At 57.9% G+C, this 16978-nt stretch carries 12 protein-coding genes; 6 read left to right on the forward strand and 6 right to left on the reverse strand.

Translation table 11 applies throughout. The features are described from left to right. The 5 genes from HB633_RS29200 to HB633_RS29220 form a co-directional block, all read right to left on the reverse strand. On the reverse strand, positions 1 to 1419 hold the full coding sequence (locus tag HB633_RS29200) for a Xaa-Pro peptidase family protein (protein ID WP_255581273.1): 1419 nt from the start codon (positions 1417 to 1419) through the stop codon (positions 1 to 3). A 64-nt stretch (positions 1420 to 1483) separates the two neighbouring features. Beyond that, a complete protein-coding gene (locus HB633_RS29205) occupies positions 1484 to 2287 on the reverse strand; it encodes an ABC transporter permease (protein ID WP_213781604.1) in 804 nt (267 codons plus the stop codon). Beyond that, on the reverse strand, positions 2280 to 3107 hold the full coding sequence (locus HB633_RS29210; RefSeq protein ID WP_213781605.1) for an ABC transporter permease: 828 nt from the start codon (positions 3105 to 3107) through the stop codon (positions 2280 to 2282). The genes HB633_RS29205 and HB633_RS29210 overlap by 8 nt, the downstream gene beginning before the upstream one ends. A gap of 5 nt (positions 3108 to 3112) precedes the next feature. Next, on the reverse strand, positions 3113 to 4156 hold the full coding sequence (locus tag HB633_RS29215; RefSeq protein ID WP_213781606.1) for an extracellular solute-binding protein: 1044 nt from the start codon (positions 4154 to 4156) through the stop codon (positions 3113 to 3115). 22 nt (positions 4157 to 4178) lie between these two features. Beyond that, complete coding sequence (locus HB633_RS29220; RefSeq protein ID WP_213781607.1) at positions 4179 to 5408, reverse strand: ABC transporter ATP-binding protein; 1230 nt, start codon at positions 5406 to 5408, stop codon at positions 4179 to 4181. A gap of 162 nt (positions 5409 to 5570) precedes the next feature. Here HB633_RS29220 and HB633_RS29225 point away from each other — a divergent pair, with 162 nt between their 5' ends. Next, positions 5571 to 6317, forward strand: a complete 747-nt coding sequence (locus HB633_RS29225; protein ID WP_213781608.1) for a GntR family transcriptional regulator — start codon at positions 5571 to 5573, stop codon at positions 6315 to 6317. A gap of 960 nt (positions 6318 to 7277) precedes the next feature. On the opposite strand, the gene HB633_RS29230 is transcribed toward HB633_RS29225, so the two are convergent. After that, a complete protein-coding gene (locus tag HB633_RS29230; RefSeq protein WP_213781609.1) occupies positions 7278 to 7880 on the reverse strand; it encodes a TetR/AcrR family transcriptional regulator in 603 nt (200 codons plus the stop codon). 373 nt (positions 7881 to 8253) lie between these two features. Here HB633_RS29230 and HB633_RS29235 point away from each other — a divergent pair, with 373 nt between their 5' ends. The 5 genes from HB633_RS29235 (at position 8254) to HB633_RS29255 (ending at position 16924) form a co-directional block, all read left to right on the forward strand. Continuing rightward, on the forward strand, positions 8254 to 9084 hold the full coding sequence (locus tag HB633_RS29235) for an SDR family NAD(P)-dependent oxidoreductase (RefSeq protein ID WP_213781610.1): 831 nt from the start codon (positions 8254 to 8256) through the stop codon (positions 9082 to 9084). A gap of 32 nt (positions 9085 to 9116) precedes the next feature. Continuing rightward, positions 9117 to 9743 carry a YceI family protein gene (locus HB633_RS29240; RefSeq protein ID WP_213781611.1) on the forward strand — a complete coding sequence of 209 codons (627 nt, stop codon included), beginning with the start codon at positions 9117 to 9119 and terminating at the stop codon, positions 9741 to 9743. A gap of 78 nt (positions 9744 to 9821) precedes the next feature. Beyond that, positions 9822 to 10454 carry an NAD(P)H-binding protein gene (locus HB633_RS29245; RefSeq protein ID WP_213781612.1) on the forward strand — a complete coding sequence of 211 codons (633 nt, stop codon included), beginning with the start codon at positions 9822 to 9824 and terminating at the stop codon, positions 10452 to 10454. Positions 10455 to 11060: 606 nt separating this feature from the next. Next, positions 11061 to 15482, forward strand: coding sequence for an ATP-binding protein (locus tag HB633_RS29250; protein WP_213781613.1), 4422 nt, complete (start codon positions 11061 to 11063; stop codon positions 15480 to 15482). Further along, complete coding sequence (locus tag HB633_RS29255) at positions 15482 to 16924, forward strand: multidrug DMT transporter permease (protein ID WP_255581269.1); 1443 nt, start codon at positions 15482 to 15484, stop codon at positions 16922 to 16924. Before HB633_RS29250 ends, HB633_RS29255 begins: the two co-directional genes overlap by 1 nt. Positions 16925 to 16978: the final 54 nt, after the last annotated feature.

Consider the following 16978-nt stretch of genomic DNA (forward strand, 5'->3'; position numbering starts at 1 on the left):
TCACTGCTCCCCCGGCACACGATATGTCTCCAACGGCGTGTGGCGACTAAGATTTTCGAAGCCGTCCGCCGTTACGACATAGCAGTCGCCGATGTTGCAACCAGCCGATTGTGCTTCCAGCCATTGCGTGTGGAGCACGAACACCATGCCTTCTTCCAGCCGGTCGTAATTATGCGAAGACACATTAAAGCTATTCTGGCCGCCCGCCATTCCAACCGAATGCCCGAGATTCGGATTGTGAGGTCCATAAGTGGCAGGATAGACGTGCATCAGCTTGCGCCCGAGCGCTTCCCAATCGGCATCCGGCACATACTGCATCGGCACGAGTCGCGGACCGCCGTCCTCAGCCGGCTCCCAGTTGTAGGGCATGGTGCGGGCATGTGGCGACGTAAGCAGACCGTGTTCGATGTAGGAACTGAACGCCGCGTTGTTGACTTCACTGATGAGCACGCCGGGGCGAATCAGCTTTTCTGCACGCTTGACGCCTTCGGTACAGGCATCCAGGACCTTCTCCTGCCGTTCGGTGATCTCGCCCACTGCGATCATCCGTGCGGTCTGTGCCGTATATCCCTGATACGTCACGTTCGATATGTACAGGTTGATAAGGTCGCCCGGGCGTACGACGTGGCCGTATGGCTTGCCGCAATGCGTACCGTACTGGTTGATACCGATCTGATAACCGTCGCCGGTTTCTCCGCCGCGGGCAAGCTGGGCGAAGGTGAACGCAGCGTAAATCTCCGCGTCCGTCACGCCGGGGCGCGTGACGTGATAAGCAGCCTGGGTGCCGATGGAAATTAGCTGTGCGGCGCCCCGGAACATGTCGATCTCGCGCGGAGAGCGCACTCGCTGCATGCGATCGATAATCCCATTGTCGTCGACGAATTTCGCCTTGGGCATGAGCTCTTTAAGCGAGCCGAAGAGCGATACGCTGGTGCGATCGCCGAGACGGACGATCTGGCTGGCCGACAACCCGATCTCCGACAGGATTTTTGCCGCCGCTTCGGCCGTTTTGTCGATCGACGAACCCGGACGGTCTGCATATTCCCGGCCAATTGCGCCGATCTGCCAGATCCGCTCAACACCGACCGGCTCACCGCCAGGCGGAAGAATGACCGATTGGGTAAAGAAGGACAGCAGGATCATTTCCTTGTCGCTATCTGCGGGAATGATCAGCAAGCCTTCTCGCATCCAGTCGCAGATGTAGCGAAGATATGCGTTCGACGTATGAAACCAGCCCACTGTCCCGGTATGGACGATCAACGCGTCGTGCCCGCCTTGTACAGCCTCACGCCGGATACGGCGCACTCGTTCCGCGAACTCTTCAGGCGGGAGTGGCAACGGAGCGGCGAACTGGAAATCGGGCTCGAAGTCCGCGAGCAGTGACTCGATCGATCGGACGGAACGGTGAGACTTATGCATGTTCACGATGTGTTATTCCTCTTTTCTGACTACAGACGCCGATGACCGGCGTGATTGGTATTAGTTAGCGGGTTGGGTTGAAAAGCTTGCGGCCGGCAATGACGACCACAAGCGTCAAGGCGATCAGCACGCCCGACATGGCGGCCACACGGACATCTAGTGATTCTTCGATCATCGCGAACATCCGCAGGGGGAGAACGGTTGTGCTGGCATCGGCGAGAAACAGCGAGACCGAAACGTTGTCGAGCGACTCGATGAATACCAGAAATGCACCGGCCAGAATCCCCGGCACCAGCAGCGGCAACGTAACGCGCCGCATGGTGGTCATAGGCCCTGCGCCCAACGTGGTCGAGGCTTCCGCGAGAGAGGGATCCATGCCTTGCGCGAGTACTGCCGTTGCGCGGTACATCAGAGGTCCGAACACGACGATGTGGCCCATCACGTTAAGCGCCAGCGACGGTTGAACACCAACGTGCTCCGATACCACCAGCGCTGCAAGTCCATAGACGAGACTGGGCAGCACCAGCGGCGCGAGCAGCAGCGGTTCCACGAGGTTAGCCACGCGACGCTGGACACGCGCTGCGCCGACAGCGGCAGGTACCGCGAACAACAACGACCCGATGACCGCGAGACCGGCAATCTTCAGTGAGTTGAACGCAGCGATATGTTCTGTCGAAGAAGCGAGCGGATCGAACAGAGCCTGATACCAGCGCAGCGAAAACCCCTGCGGGGGAAACTGCAAGGTCTGACCGGCTGTGAACGACATCGTCAACGCGATGACGATCGGCGCGATGAGATAGAGCAGTGCCAGCCCCCCGATGCCGTACACGAAGATGCGATAAAGAAAGATCGAAACTGATTCACGCATGGCCGACGAGTCTCCGATGACGGGCGATTGTCGAGAGCGACAGAAGTAAAGCACCAGTGGACATGAGCAGAACCACCGCGATCGCCGACGCGAGCGGCCAGTCGAACAGCACGCCAACTTCGCGGTAGATCAGTTGCGGCACATAGACATTTCGGGCGCCGCCAATCACCGCCTGTGTAACAAACGACGCGCTCGTGCTGGCGAACACCAGAATCCAGCCCGCCAGCAGACCGGGCAGCGCGAGCGGCAGCAGCACGGTCAGGAAGGTCCGCCACGGCCCTGCGCCAGAGACTTCGGCGGCATCCGTCAGTTGTTTGTCGACTCGCGACAGCGAGGCGATCACCGGTAGGATGATCAGCGGCAGATCGATCTGGCACATGGTCAGGATCAGCCCGGTTTCCGTGAACATCAGACTGATGGGCTGCCCAGTGATCCCAAGGCTAAGGAGAAGCTCGCTGATCGGCCCGTGGCGACCGAGAATGACGATCCACGCAAAGGTGCGGACCACGTTGCTCGTGAGCATCGGCATCAGGGTCAGAAACACGATGGCCTGCCGCAACCGTGCTCCGCTGTGCCAGTAAAGCAGGGCGATTGGAATCCCGGTTAGTGTCGTTCCGATCACGGTCAGCACGCCGAGGCGCAGTGTATTGATCAGCACGCGCAGGTTGAACGGATCGCCGAGAAACGCCGCATAGTGCTCGAGCGAGAAGCCGCTCTTTCCTGCAAAGCTGTAGGCCACGAGCAATGCGAGGGGCGTCGCGAAGAACGCCAGCGAGAGCAGAAGCATTGGCAGGAGAAGCGGGACGTTGCTCGACCTCATTTCCATCAACCCCTTGCGACGAGCGCGTCAAACGTGCGCATCCACTCGGCACGGTGTTTGTTGATCAATGTCCAGTCCGGATACGTCAGCGAAGCGATCTGCTCGCGCGTCACATAGGCGGAGATGCCCGGCGGCAGCGCGACCTGGCGGTTGGTCGGGAACATCTCGGTCGGGGGCAGTTTCAGCACGTCCTGCGCGGCCTTGGAGATGGCCGCGTTCATGTAGTCGTAGGCTGCATCGACATGCTTCGAACCTTTGGCAAGATAAAGGTTGACGGGTGCAGCGGGGGAGCCCGTCTTGGGATGGACAAACTCAGCCTTAAGACCCAGCGCCTTCAGATGCGCGACGTTGTTCGTCGAACACATGAACACGGCTATCTCTCCCTGCTGAAAGAGCGTCATCTGGTGATTGGTGCTATCGACCACGCTTCTGAGATGCTCGGGATGCGCCTGGAAGAGTCTGAAGACAGCGTCCATGTCTCCGGGACCCGTGCCGTAGATTTTTGCCAACTGGGTGTAGGCCATGACTGCCGTGTTCGACTCGAAACCTGTCCAGGACACCTTGCCGGCGTAAGCAGGGTTTTCGAACAGGTCGCGATAGCCGGTCGGCCGGGGCACCATGTCCGGGTTGTAGGCAATGCCGTTGACCTCAACAGTCACAGTCGGACCGTATTCACCCTGGAAGGCTGGATCGAGCATGCTCCAGTTCGACAGCCTGGTTGGATCGATCTTGCGAACCAGGCCGCCTTCGATCGCGACCGCGCCCTGTCCCGGCGACATCAGCAGCGTGTCGTAAGCCGGGTTATCCGGATTGGCCTGAACCTTCGCCAGTTGGTCCTGTGCCATTGCAGGTGCAATGGTGAGGTCGTAGTGGGCAGCCGACACAAGTGGCGTCAGTACTCGCCGGTAGGCGTCTTCCCAACTGCCGGGAAACGTGGCAGCTACGAGTCCGCTTGCGGCGCGTGCAGGTCTCGCGGGCAACATCGCCGCCGCAGCCGCGCCTACCATAAGGAATCCGAAATTACGTCTGCTCAGCGTCATTTGCGTCATGGTTGCTCAATCGCCTATTGGTTTAACGGTTAATGTCGCGTGGGAAAACGTGACACCGGTCGGTATCGATCTGAATGAAAACCCGCTGGCCAGGTAGATCTGGGGGAGTACCTGCTGCGCCGCGCATTTCAGTTGCGCGAATCTGCGCCCCGTTAGCCAGTTCGAGGTCGTGGACGAGCGTCGGTCCGAGCGGCACGGAAACGACGAGACGCGCCTCGATCGTCGATGGACCGGAAGTGGCGTGCAGCCGTACATGCTCGGGCCGGCAGGTGACGACCACTGATGCACCCCGGACAAAATTGAGTCTGCGCTTCAGAACGAGAACTTCGCCTGAAGTAAGTCGGATAGCAGCGTCATCGTCGCCACTGGATTCGACTATCCCCACAAGCTGGCTTGCTTGACCGATGAAACTGTTGACGAAAAGCGTCTTCGGTTGATCGTAGACGATGGCCGGGCTATCGATCTGTTCGACACGTCCCCGGTTCATCAGTACAAGGCTTGTCGCAAGGCTTTGCGCCTCTTCCTGATCGTGTGTGACGATCAGCGTCGTAATGCCAAGCGACTTCTGCAAGCGCAACATCTCAACCTGGAGATCGAAGCGCAGTGCCCGGTCAAGCGCTCCAAAGGGTTCGTCCAGCAACAGTAATGACGGACGCGATGCAAGCGCGCGGGCGACAGCCACACGTTGCTGCTGACCGCCGGACAATTCACGCGGTAACCGGTCGCCGAATCCATCGAGGCGGATCAGCGCAAGCAACTCCTCAACCCTTTTGCGCCGGTCGGGACGCGCGACCCGTTGACAGGCGAGCGGATAAGCGATGTTCTCGGCAATCGTCAAATGAGGAAACAGTGCATAGCTCTGGAACACCATGCCGATTCCGCGAGCACGAGCGGACAGAACTGTCAGATCTGTTGTGCCCAGTGAGACAGTGCCCCGACTGGGCCGGATCAGACCGGCGATCGCGCGCAGGACCGTGGATTTGCCACAGCCGCTCGGACCGAGCAGCGCGGTAATTTCGCCGGCAGGGACATCGAAGCTGACATCTTCGATAGCTGGCGCGCCGCTGTTATAGGCGTGTGTCAATGCGCGCACCGACAGGGCACGGGCGTGGGCCGGCACGATCGATGCGACCGGTGCGGACACGGTGGTGTCCAACTCGGGGGACAGGTTAGACTTTGCAGAAGTAGTATTGGTCGTCATATGCAGGCTCTCGTCTTCACGTGGGTTATAAAGCAGGTACCGTGCCGACACATATCGATGACGGTAAAAACAATCTATCTATATGAATTGTAAAGACTCTTTGATATTCGAACAAACTTTCGAAACTTCATGCGCCAACTTTGAATTAAGTTTGTGCGCATGTATAGTGCGTGTCATCGCACCATTTGGTGTCACTCATGCACGGAGATCGGAATGCGAGCCAGCGTAAAGCGACGCACCAAAACACAGCAGGACGTTCAGCCAGAGACGGCGGATGTTGCAGAAGACGTCAGCGACCGGATTCGCGCGACGTTGGCCAAGGCGATCAGCGAGGGAGCACTCAAGCCCGGCTCGAAAATCCTTGAGGATGCGATTGCCGACCATTTCGGCGTGAGCCGGACGGTTGTCAGAGGCGCGCTCGGCATCCTGGAGCACGACCATTTGCTCGAGCGAAAACGAAATCGGGGGTCGTTTGTGGCTGCTCCGTCGATCGAGCAGGCCAAAGAGCTTTTCGAGGCAAGGAGAACGATGGAGCGGCTGATCCTCGAACTCGCGTTAGGCCGCGCTTCAGATGCCGACTGCGATCGGCTGAACGCCATCATCGACCGGGAAGATGCCATTCATCACGGAACGGACGAGAAGGCCAAGGCCGAGCTATCTGGCGAATTCCACATTGAGCTGGCGCGTATCAGCGGAAATGGGGTTTTGACGGAACTGCTGGAAAAGGTCGTGGCGAGACTCGCGCTGGTGATGACGCTGTATGAGCATGAGCATCACGACGACTGTGGGACTGACCATCACAGGGCCATTCTCGACGCAGTGCGTGAAAAGGATCTCAAACGAGCGCTTCACTTGATGGATGAACACCTTGCGGACGTTGAGGGACGCGTTCGGCTGACGCAGGATCACGGTGATCGTCACACGTTCGAGGCGATGCTAGCGAGCTTTTCGCCGCAATAGACTCGTTGCGATATGCATCGGAACGAGTGGTTTCGATAAAGAGAGGGGTGACGAGCCACTTCAAGGCTCCTGCTCGTCACCGAGAGGCAAACCTCTCTAACAAAGGCCGTTGCGGGAAGATACAGGACTGCCGGTGTATTCCTGACTCGGCCTTAAACTTCGCCAACCTAGTGTTAGTGGGGAGAGTTCATTCGCTCGGAGCCGGGCCTTCGCCCAACTCCTGCACTCATTGATGACCGGTGGGACCGAAGCCGGGCCTCGAGGTGACGGGGCGTATGGCTGCTCCACTCTGATACCAGTCCTTGAGACTGCAACAACTCGATTGGCTGCTCAGGGTCGACTTCGGCCCGACGCGGACCGATCAACGGAGGCACACTCCGCTTGTCGGTGTCGGACCGGGTCCGGCCATGAAGCGTCATTCGCCCGGGCCGCCGAGCGGACGTTGGGACGTCGGATCGGTACCATCAAACGGCCATTCGATTTGCGAAGTTGATAGTTGCTTGATCGCTTGATCGGCACGTAAGCGCCCTTTCCCGCTTTGACGCGGGGCAGCGTGTCGCCCTACACGAACCCCGACGCGTCGCAAGTAAATTAAGCTTGGCTTGTCTGTTGACTCGACAGTAGTTGTTCTGCGAACGAGGCCGGTGTATCTGCGCTGACGACCGGCGTTGCATAACGATTAAGCACAACACCAGTGAGCGCCTTGCTCTCATCGAGACCAACCGGGTTGAAGGAAGCACCCGGCGCCAGCGCCGGCGCACCGAGAGTCTATTCACCAGCGCCCGTCGGCAGGTTACCGGAAAGGGTTCCGACAGCTACAGGAAGAATAGGACCAATGCTCATCTCAAATCTCCTGAGTTACGGTAGTACGGGTGATAAAAACAGGATCCTGTGCCAAACGTCAGCGCGACCACCGGTCCTTAACATCGGGCTGGTGCGGGCCGTCGGATCTATTCGGAATCACCGCTTCGCTGAGTGAGCGAGAAGATCGAAAGCCTCATCGATATAGCGCGTCAACGGATGTGCGGCGTTCTCCTGTCGCCAGTTTTCCTTGGCAAACCGAAGCGCACCCATCGCCATCATGGCGGTCAGACGTAAAACGGCTCGCCGAGCCGGATCCGGCCATAGTTCGTACATTGCCTCGGCTAGCACATCCTCCAGCTGAACATGCAGCGCTTCCTTGCGTAATCGTAGTGTTTCAATCGATCTCAGGATCCGGTCAGCCATCACTGATTCTGTGGTCTCGTACATGGAGGCCAGGATCAAGAAAGTCTTCCGGGCGGCATTGAGCGGCGATTGTTTGGGCGATTGCTGCAGAAAGGTAGGGCGCAGAAGTCGCGGGATATTGCCGCTCTCGTGTGCCAACAGGACGTCTTCTTTCGACTTCAGATAGTAAAAAAAAGTACGTCGCGATATCCCCGATGCCGCAGCAATTGCGTCGAGCGTTGTTGCCTCGTAGCCATTCTCTATAAAAAGCTTCAGGCCGGTTTTGGCGATCAGGTCGAGCGTCAACTGGCGTTTGCGTTCGCGCAGATCACTCGTGGCGTTCTCTGTTTCAATCATCGTGGTTATTTTGATGGCCGCTGAGATTCGATTTTTTCCGCTCGGGAAGAGGTCTACTCTTGCCGATGATATACGCCAGGGGCCGCTCCATCTCTATCGGGACGCGGTGCTGGTCCAAGGGAGGCACGGCGGCCGGCAACTCCCGTCTCGAGATTATGCCGTAGCCATCGGTCGCCTCTCGTGCTCGCCCGCATCGAGGCGAAGTAAAAGTAAAACCCTCGATGGCGGGTTGCCAAACTAACGGATGCCATTGCTCCTGGACTCTCACCGTCGCGCCCGGACATCTTTCATTTGGAGGCATCTTAATTCTTGACTGAATTGCACTAAGTGCTATAAATTGCACTCAGTGTAATTTATTTTTGGAGTCTAGAACATGAAGTCGTCAAAGGTCTGGTTCATCACTGGTACATCGAGTGGATTTGGTCGTGCCTGGACAGAAGCCGCCCTGAAGCGCGGCGATAAGGTGGTGGCCACGGCACGTAACGTGGGCGGGCTTGACGAGCTCGTAAAGGCTTATGGGGGTGCGATTCTGGTCCTGCCGCTCGACGTGACGGACCGCGAGGCTGTGTTCGGCGCGGTCGCCCACGCACACCGGCATTTCGGACGACTGGATGTGATCGTGAGCAACGCCGGCTACGGTTACATGGGAGCGATGGAGGAGTTGGAACCCGAGCAAGCGAAAGCGAGCTTCGACACCAATGTATTCGGAACGCTCTGGGCGATTCAGGCTGCGCTGCCGATCATGAGGGCACAAGGCAGCGGCCATATTTTTACCGTATCGAGCATCGGAGGCGTCATCGCTTTTCCGACTGGAGGGACTTATACGGCAACCAAATTTGCCGTTGAGGCCATGTCGGAAGCATTAGCGGCCGAAGTGGCCTCATTCGGTATCAAAGTTACCGTCTTGGAGCCGGGTCACTTCACCACCGGGTTTCGCTCGGCAGTGCAATCCCCGCCGGCTATCGCTGCCTATGATCCCATCCGCCAGGCCATTCGCTCGTCGTTCCAACCTGGAGATTTTGGTGATCCAGCCGCGACTGCCACGGCGATCTTCGAAGCTGTGGAGTCGGATGAACCGCCGCTTCGCCTGGTGCTCGGTTCGACGACGATCCCGAAGTTCAGGGCAGTCTACGAGGCGCGGTTGAGCAACTGGGACAAATGGGAAGCCGTATCGAACGCGGCTCAGGGCGTGCAGCAGGCTTAAAACAGAGTTTTAGAGTCAATCAAAACCTTGAAATGAAAGCCTTATCCGGGCTCAAACCAACACAGACGTTATTCATGCGCCTCTCACCAAAGACATTTTTTGCTGCCACTATGCTCAGCGCCGCGCCGTTTGCTACCGCGTTTGCGGCCGACACGTACGCGCTGGACCCGGCCCATACCCAGGCGATCTTCACGATCGACCATCTCGGCTTTTCAATGATTACTGGCTCTGTTCGCGATCTTACCGGCACCTTGCTCCTGGACACGGCGAAGCCGCAAGACAGTACGGTCACGGTGACCATGTCCGCGGACAGCGTCGACACGGGCTTCGCCGCTCGCGACAAAGCTTTGCAGGGGCCCATGTTCTTTAATGTTGCACAGTTCCCGACCATGACATTCAAGAGTACAAGCATCGAGATGACGAGCGCCAAAACCGCGAACATCCGAGGCGACTTCACCTTGCTTGGCGTCACGAAGCCGCTGACTCTGAAAACCACGTTCAACCGGCAGGCCCAGGACACGACCGGTACCAACGTGTACAAAGCAGGCTTCACCGCCACGACGACGATCAAACGCTCCGAGTTCGGCATGAAAGCCTATGTCCCCTATGTTGGCGACAAGGTTCATGTGACGATTAATTTTGAAGGCATCAAGCAATAAACCTTCGGTCTTTGTTTGCACGTAACGGATATTTACCGACCTGCGTTGGTTCGAACACCTAGATGGAATAAGACCAAGATGAAACTGCTGCTGTTGGGCGCGACAGGATTGGTGGGACGCGAGACATTGAAGCTCGCGCTCTCCAACGACGTCCTTTCCGAGGTGATTGCGCCAACGCGTCAACCGTTGGCGCCAAACGACAGACTCGTGAATCCGGTCGGGGAGTCTTTGGAGAAGCTGGTTCCGAATCTGATGTCGTATCGGCCCGATGCGATCATTTGCGCATTGGGAACGACTCAGGCAAAAGCGGGCTCGAAGGAAGCGTTTCGTTACGTCGACTACGAACTGCCCGTCGCCATTGGTAAGGTCGCGCACGCCGCCGGTGTGGCGAGATACGCGATTGTAACGGCCATGGGGGCATCCACGGGGTCCATGAGTTTCTACTACAGGACCAAAGGAGAGGTCGAGAGGGACATTCAGACAATCGGCTTTCCGTCCCTTTCGATCTGCAGGCCTAGTCTTATCGACGGCGAACGAAATGAGAAAAGGGGCGCGGAACATGCCGCGCTGACCTTGCTTCGAGTCTTGGCTCCGGTTCTTCCGAGGAGATTCCGCGTCAATCCGGCCGATGCCATTGCTGCTTCGTTGATTGACGCCGTTATTACAGGACAAGCGGGGTGTCGCTGGATTTATTCAGAAGAAATAAGTTGAATCCGTGCGACCCCGGGTCCATCCGAGCCGACAGGGCGGTGTAACGGATTGGTATTTGACCAATGTATACGGACACGAAAACGTGAACGTTCACCCTCCGGGATTCTGCCGCTCTTTTGAAGCAATTGCATCGCTGCCAATGAATGTCTCATGCTGGCGAGACAGCGGACCAGTGCAGATCCTGACTGAATGATTCAAACGGGTCGGCCTGCGCCGGTCACAAAGCAATAAGCTGCAGGCCGCATCGTCGGTTCAGTGTTTGCCCGCAGTCGGCCAGCTGCGGCCACTCGCCGGCGCTCTCAGGTGGACATTCGAACGTCGGCTACGGTTAGGTACCGGCCATTGAGATACAGGTTCGATCCGGCAAGTCCTTGGCCTTAACAGAAGTTCAATTGAGCGAACTATGACGTCAGCAACATGGCGTATTGCCGACGTTAGCGGCTTCGCGCAGCCACACGGTCACATCGTTCGAGCTTTGGCTCTCGATGTTGGTTTGCGGTGGTCCTCGACAAAGATCCACAGGTAGTTCACCTTCGATCATTCGATAGCCACTCGGTGCTTCTTTCAAGGGCCAGTATCATGGAGGGTCTGAAGGCGAGCTGATTCATGTCCGAAAATATTAAGAAAACCGCGATCACTGCTGCTGGCTACATCTATCAAAACCGGCAAGGCCTCAGGGTCCTGTGCGACTGGCTTGAGGCGCCGTCTCGCTACATCCGAGTGAGGTTTGAATGTGACGACGAGACAGTTGCGCCGACGGGGCTAGATGACATCGTAGCCGAGCGTGCAGACGGGCTGCTCGACCTTCATCAGGTCAAGTTCACGCCCGCCCCCGACGCCCATCTGCTCTGCTGGGATTGGATGCTCGAGAAAACTGGTAAGACGGCGCGAGCGCGGTCGATGCTGCGCAAATGGTTCGACGCCTTCAAGGCACTGGACCCGGCCCAGATTGGTGAGCTCACTTTGACGACCAACCGCCGGCCAGATGTCGATATCGAAGCTTGCCTGGAGGCGGGCAAGATTTCGTTAGCCAAAATCCCGGCGCCAAAGCGTTCTGAGGTCATCGCCGAACTTGGCAGCGAGCAAGACTGTGAGGCGTTTTTCAGCCAGTTGCAAATTCTTCACAGCGACAAAGGATTCGAAACTCTCGAGCACGAGGTCGACGCGCGACTTCGCAGGCACGGCACTCTTGAAGGCATTGCCACTCTCAAGAACGCAGCGTTGAACTGGGCAACACGGAAGGACTTCCCGCCCCCGGACGGTTGGATCGCGCTGGAACAGATCCGCACTATCCTGCGGTCGATGCCGCCAGCGCCCTTGCCCGAGGACTTCGTGGTCCCCTTGGGCTACGAGGTCCCCGACGAGACTTTCCATCGGGAGTTCGTCCAGGACGCGATGGCCGCCACCGGGGGGGCCATCGTGCTCACCGGACCGCCTGGCCGTGGAAAAAGCACCTACCTGAGTGCACTTTGCGACACGCTGGCCGATATGGACATTCCGACGGTTCGCCACCACTACTTTCTTTCCACCACGGAACGAGGGCGTGATCGGGTCCATAGTTATGCGGTCGAGCAATCCATCGAGGCGCAGGTCAAGCGGTTTCACCCCGATGCCTGCGCACCATCTGGGAACCTGCGCACGCTACTGGAAACTTGCGCTTCACACTACAAGGCGCTGGGAAAGCCGTTCATACTTGTTCTGGACGGGCTGGATCACGTCTGGCGCACAAACGCGGCGGATAAGCGACCGCTAGATGACGTGTTCTCTCAATTGATCCCATGTCCGGAAAACATGGTGTTACTCGTAGGCACTCAACCTGTAGACGACGCGCAGTTGCCAACGGACTTGCTTGCCATTGCGCCCAAAGCCGTGTGGCGCACGCTACCGGCAATGTCCGGGAACGCAGTCCTGTCCTACCTTCGCAAGGCTGTTCAGGAGGGCCGGCTTACAACAAATTTCGGAGGCGAGCACGAGGCCGAGAGACAGCTGCAGGAGGCTGCCACCGCGCTGCGCGCGAAAACCAACGGCCATCCTCTGCACGTCATCTATGCCACCGCTGAGCTTGGGCACACCGGACGCAACCTGTCGAAGTGGGATGTCGAGCGGCTGAAGGGAGACTTGAGCAATGATGCACAGTTTTATTACGCATCGCTATGGGAGAGCCTTCCTCCAAGCCTCAAGGATACGCTGCGACTCATCTGTGCGTTCCCCTTCTTTTGGCCAAAAGCGGCATTTGGGGAAATCGCTGCGAAAGTCGGCGTGGCAGAGCCTAACGTCGCGAACGTGGAGCATTTGCTCCACTCATCGGCTGCCGGACTGAAGGTTTTCCACGAGAGTCTGGCCGTTTTCGTGCGAGCGACCTCTGGCTATGCCGACCGAATCAATGAGCTGATGTCTGCAGTGGCAAGCTGGCTGGAGACTACTGCCCCAACATCATTGCGCGTGAACTGGCTTTGGACCGTTCAGGCCAAGTTAGGAGATGCCGACAATCTCATCGCTGGCCTCACCCGAGACTGGATCATGCTGCGGCTTGAGGAGGGATATCCAGAGTCGCTTTTTGACACGCTGCTCTCCGATGCTCTGGTCGCAGCGCTGGATACCAACGATTTCGCTCAGGCCTATCGGCTGGAGCACCTCAAGGCGCGAATGGTCGGTGGCAGCCATTACCAGATGCAGGACAACGACATGGCGAGACTGATCTCCTTCACGTTTTCGCTGACTGCAGATGATGGCGTCGTGCGCGAGGCTGTGGCCTCCAGGCATGAGGCGGATATCCTGCGTGTTGTCGCGCTTGGCCTGGCCTTGCGCAATCGGGGCGAGCAGGTCCTGGCCGAAACTTGCGGTGAAGAGGCGTTTCGCCGATTCAGAGGCCTAAGCCGTTTCTCCGGTCGGTATTGGTCAATCGCCGGCGCGGATGATTTCAACTTCCTCGTTGACGCATTTGCGCAACTCGGTGCCATCGGTGCCACCCCAACGGCGCTGGTCAAACTGGTTTCCAACAACGGCTCGGCCGTGTGGCTGCCGCGAGTCCGGATGCTAGTTAGGGAAGGCAATTTGGATGACTTGATGTTGGCTGCCGCTGTGCTCACTCCTGGCAAGGGCAAGAGTCTTATCAGCGATGCGTGCATCCGAGCGGCGGCAAACGCAGGGGTCAGCATCGTCGAGCGCGATGACTTCAACGAACTGGCCAGGACTCCCTTTGTTGCGGCTATAGAGGCAGCTCATAGACGGGCCTCCTCACCTTTGAATGAGCCGATTCCGATTGATTGGCTAAAGGGCGACTATTACGAACACAAAGAGGATCTGGCAACGCTCGCGCATCACTGGTTCTTTAGCGCCGTTCATCTGAGTCTTTGCATGATTGCCGAAGGTCAGACCGCCTTCGAGTTCATGCGAGCGCCCGCCTATGAGGGCAGGAGAAACATCACACGCTTTCTCGACGCGCTATCTGCGGTCGGCGCAGAGGTTGCGCGGAATTGGTGGCAGGGAAAGTACGTGGACTTTCATGGACTGTTCGAGTTGCTCGAAACAGTCGAGTTCAGAGGATTCCGGGAAAGCCATGACGCGAGTACCGCAGCCGAGAACTTCCGAAGTGCGTTACATCGAATCGCCTGCGACATCAGGCTGGGCAGCGTGCTGCTTGACCACTTTGACGATGTGGGGCTGACAGAAGAAACCATAGAGGCGGCAAGGCAGTGCGAATGGTTTGACAGCGCGTCCTTTCGCATGCAGTACGCGGCCGGGTTGCTGACGAGCATGAGCAATGAAGCGGCGGCGGCGTTCGTCCAGTCTCAGCGAGTCCTGCTCGACGCAGAGATCCGCCACGAAACCAGCGTGCATCTTCAGACACCTCTCCAGCTCTGTGACATTGCGCTAGCTCACGGGCTGACGGCCTGCGCTCGTGATCTCTGCAAGCAGACGTGGGAGTTGACAACTGGCTACGCGCATCGCAAGGACCCTGCGCTGAACAACACGGTCGACGCCATCCGGTACCTGGTTGACGATGCACCGGACGATGCTCGCCGCCTGCTCGGCATGATCGCGGCGCAGGTTCATCACGTACTGGACTACACCGACGGAAAAGGCACCCGACATGTTCTGGCTTCCGCCGATCGGCTACTTGCAAAATTGAAACCGTCAGCCTTGGTGATCAAGTACGAGGAACACACGCACGCAGGCGACTGGGCAGAAGCAGAAGACAGTCTGCGGGCGTATATTCAGCGCGGTGTCGAGGATGGTTGGCCTCTGGACGCATTAATGCGGACCGGCTTGCATCCCGAGATATATGACGTATTAGTGCGACTTGCAGAAGAAGGCGACCAAAGCGCTGCGGAACGGCTGCGCGTCCTTCAGGAGCATGCAGGATGGGACATTGGGCTGCTGCAGCAATCGGCGCGTTCCGGCAGCAACGAAGATAGCAAACCTTACATCGGCGATGTGACAACCTTTGCGCCGGAGCAACTCGGCGACTTGCTTAAAAGTCTGTCGACAAGCTATAGGGAGAAAAACCGGCTTCTTCGCGCCTGGTATCAGCATTGGGACGAAGCCAAGCAAGGAAAGCGATTGCTGGCCACGCTCGACAACTTGCTTCAATCGGACGAGGGTCGCCGCATCGGCGTTCTGGTGTTGTCAGACCTTGCATTTCAGACGAGACGCAAGTTGAGTGGCGTGAATGCGGCGTGGAAGTACCTTGTCAATGCTCACATCCGTAACGGTGCCTGGCTCGGATTTATGGAGAACGAAGAGGCGACCTGCAGCAGGCTCGACTTGGTCGTCAAACACTATCCGCTACGCTGTGACCAATTCGTCGCGGTTACGACTTACGGCATGTTCGGTGACCCCGAACCACCGCGCGTGGCGCCCACGGATCTAATGGTCTATTTCTATGCACGACAGAAGCGGATGGCGGAAGCTGTGAGGTTTGCCGAGACGATGGTCAACTGCATCATTGAAGACACCCGCACACTTCCGCTCGAGCCGCCGCGCTGGGCGGACGAACTGGTCTCCTCTCGTAGGTTGGAGGCTTGATGGACGTGCTTCGCATCCTCATTGCCCGTCTTGGTTGGCCATCGATGTCTGCAAGGTGGTGGACCATCCAGGAGCTGGCGGCTCGACTAGGAGACCCGGTTTCGAGCACCGAGTGTGAGTCTGGATTGCTCCAGTTGCTGAGCTCGCGCAAGCTGGAAGCTGAAGTAGTCGAGGTTCTGTACATTTTCTGGATCGCAGCGCGTGCATACGGATACTCGCCCGCCCTCCAGTTGGCGGAGAGTATTCCGAGGTCGTCCATCCTCTCGGACTTGTTACTAGAAAACCTTGGCGTGATGCCGGTAGGGGGCGACGAAGGACTAGAGGAGGTACCCGAGGCATTTGAAATTCCCCAAGACTTTGATGGCGTACAAGGCTCCGACCTGCCCCGAATTTTCCGGACTTCTATGAGCGAGCTCGAGCAGCATTCCGGGTTGCCCTTTCTACGGCAGATGGCCTTCGAATGGAAGGCAAATAGGGCGGCCTATCCAGACGCCCCTTTTCAAGGAGATTCCGGGTACTTCTTGCGCCCTTTGGGCGACGGTTTTGTCGGACAGCTTTCCTCGCGAATTGCCCTTCGTTCGATCTCCGCATATCTTCGCACGCTCGCAGTTGCAGAGGGGTTCTGGGCCATGCCACCGGATCGGGCAGGCAGGGAAGCACTCCTTGCGTTGCCCCTCCATCCGACGCTGGCTTTTCTCAAGGTTCGACGCCCGACTTGGTTCCCGAAGAAAACGGACTTTGACGGCAATACAGAAGCGGTCGAAGCATCCCTCAAAGACCTGATTGTCCGCATGCAGGCAACGCGGCCGGATGACGAACTGATAGCGTTCAGTTCGCCAATCGTGATGTCGATGAAACGGTGCATCGAAGTCTCGATTGTTCGATGGGCGCAAGCCGAAGGCTGCAAGATCGCTGATGCAAGCTTGGCTAAACATCTGGAAGCCTTCTGGGGCGACGGGAGGATGCTTCGCAGTGCGGCGTCAGAACCACTGAGCACGACGACCTTCTTAGTTCCACCTCGTCTAGACCACCTGATGGACGGCGATTGCAAGGCTTGGCCGCTTGCCGCACTACTCAGCCTTGACCGCTTGGGCTACCTTCAGCACGACCTGTATCCTGGTCGGCTGTTCCTTCCAACGCTACCTGGTTCTGTCGAGGCCGAAGTTACCCCCCGTGGTGGGCAATTGGAGATCAAAGCAGACGAGCAGGTTGTCGCAGACCTTTGTTACTGGAATGCAGGCTGGGGACCTGCTAGTCCGAAGCAGTTCGGTGGGAACTGCGGTACAGCGCTCGTTTCGCGAGGCAAGAGCTACCGCGAAGGGACTTTATCAACGAGTGAACCGGTGCGCTCGTTCTATCTCTGGCAGGTGCGAACGCTGCATCGCGATAACACCTTTAACAGATTTAGCCAAACCCTAGTTACGGGAGTCACGTTCGTCTAGTTCGCCGGCCAAGGGCCGATGCACATACCAACCTTGGAACTGTAACGGCTTGAC

The organism is Caballeronia sp. dw_276 (assembly GCF_018449635.1).
Classification (GTDB): Bacteria; Pseudomonadota; Gammaproteobacteria; order Burkholderiales; family Burkholderiaceae; genus Caballeronia.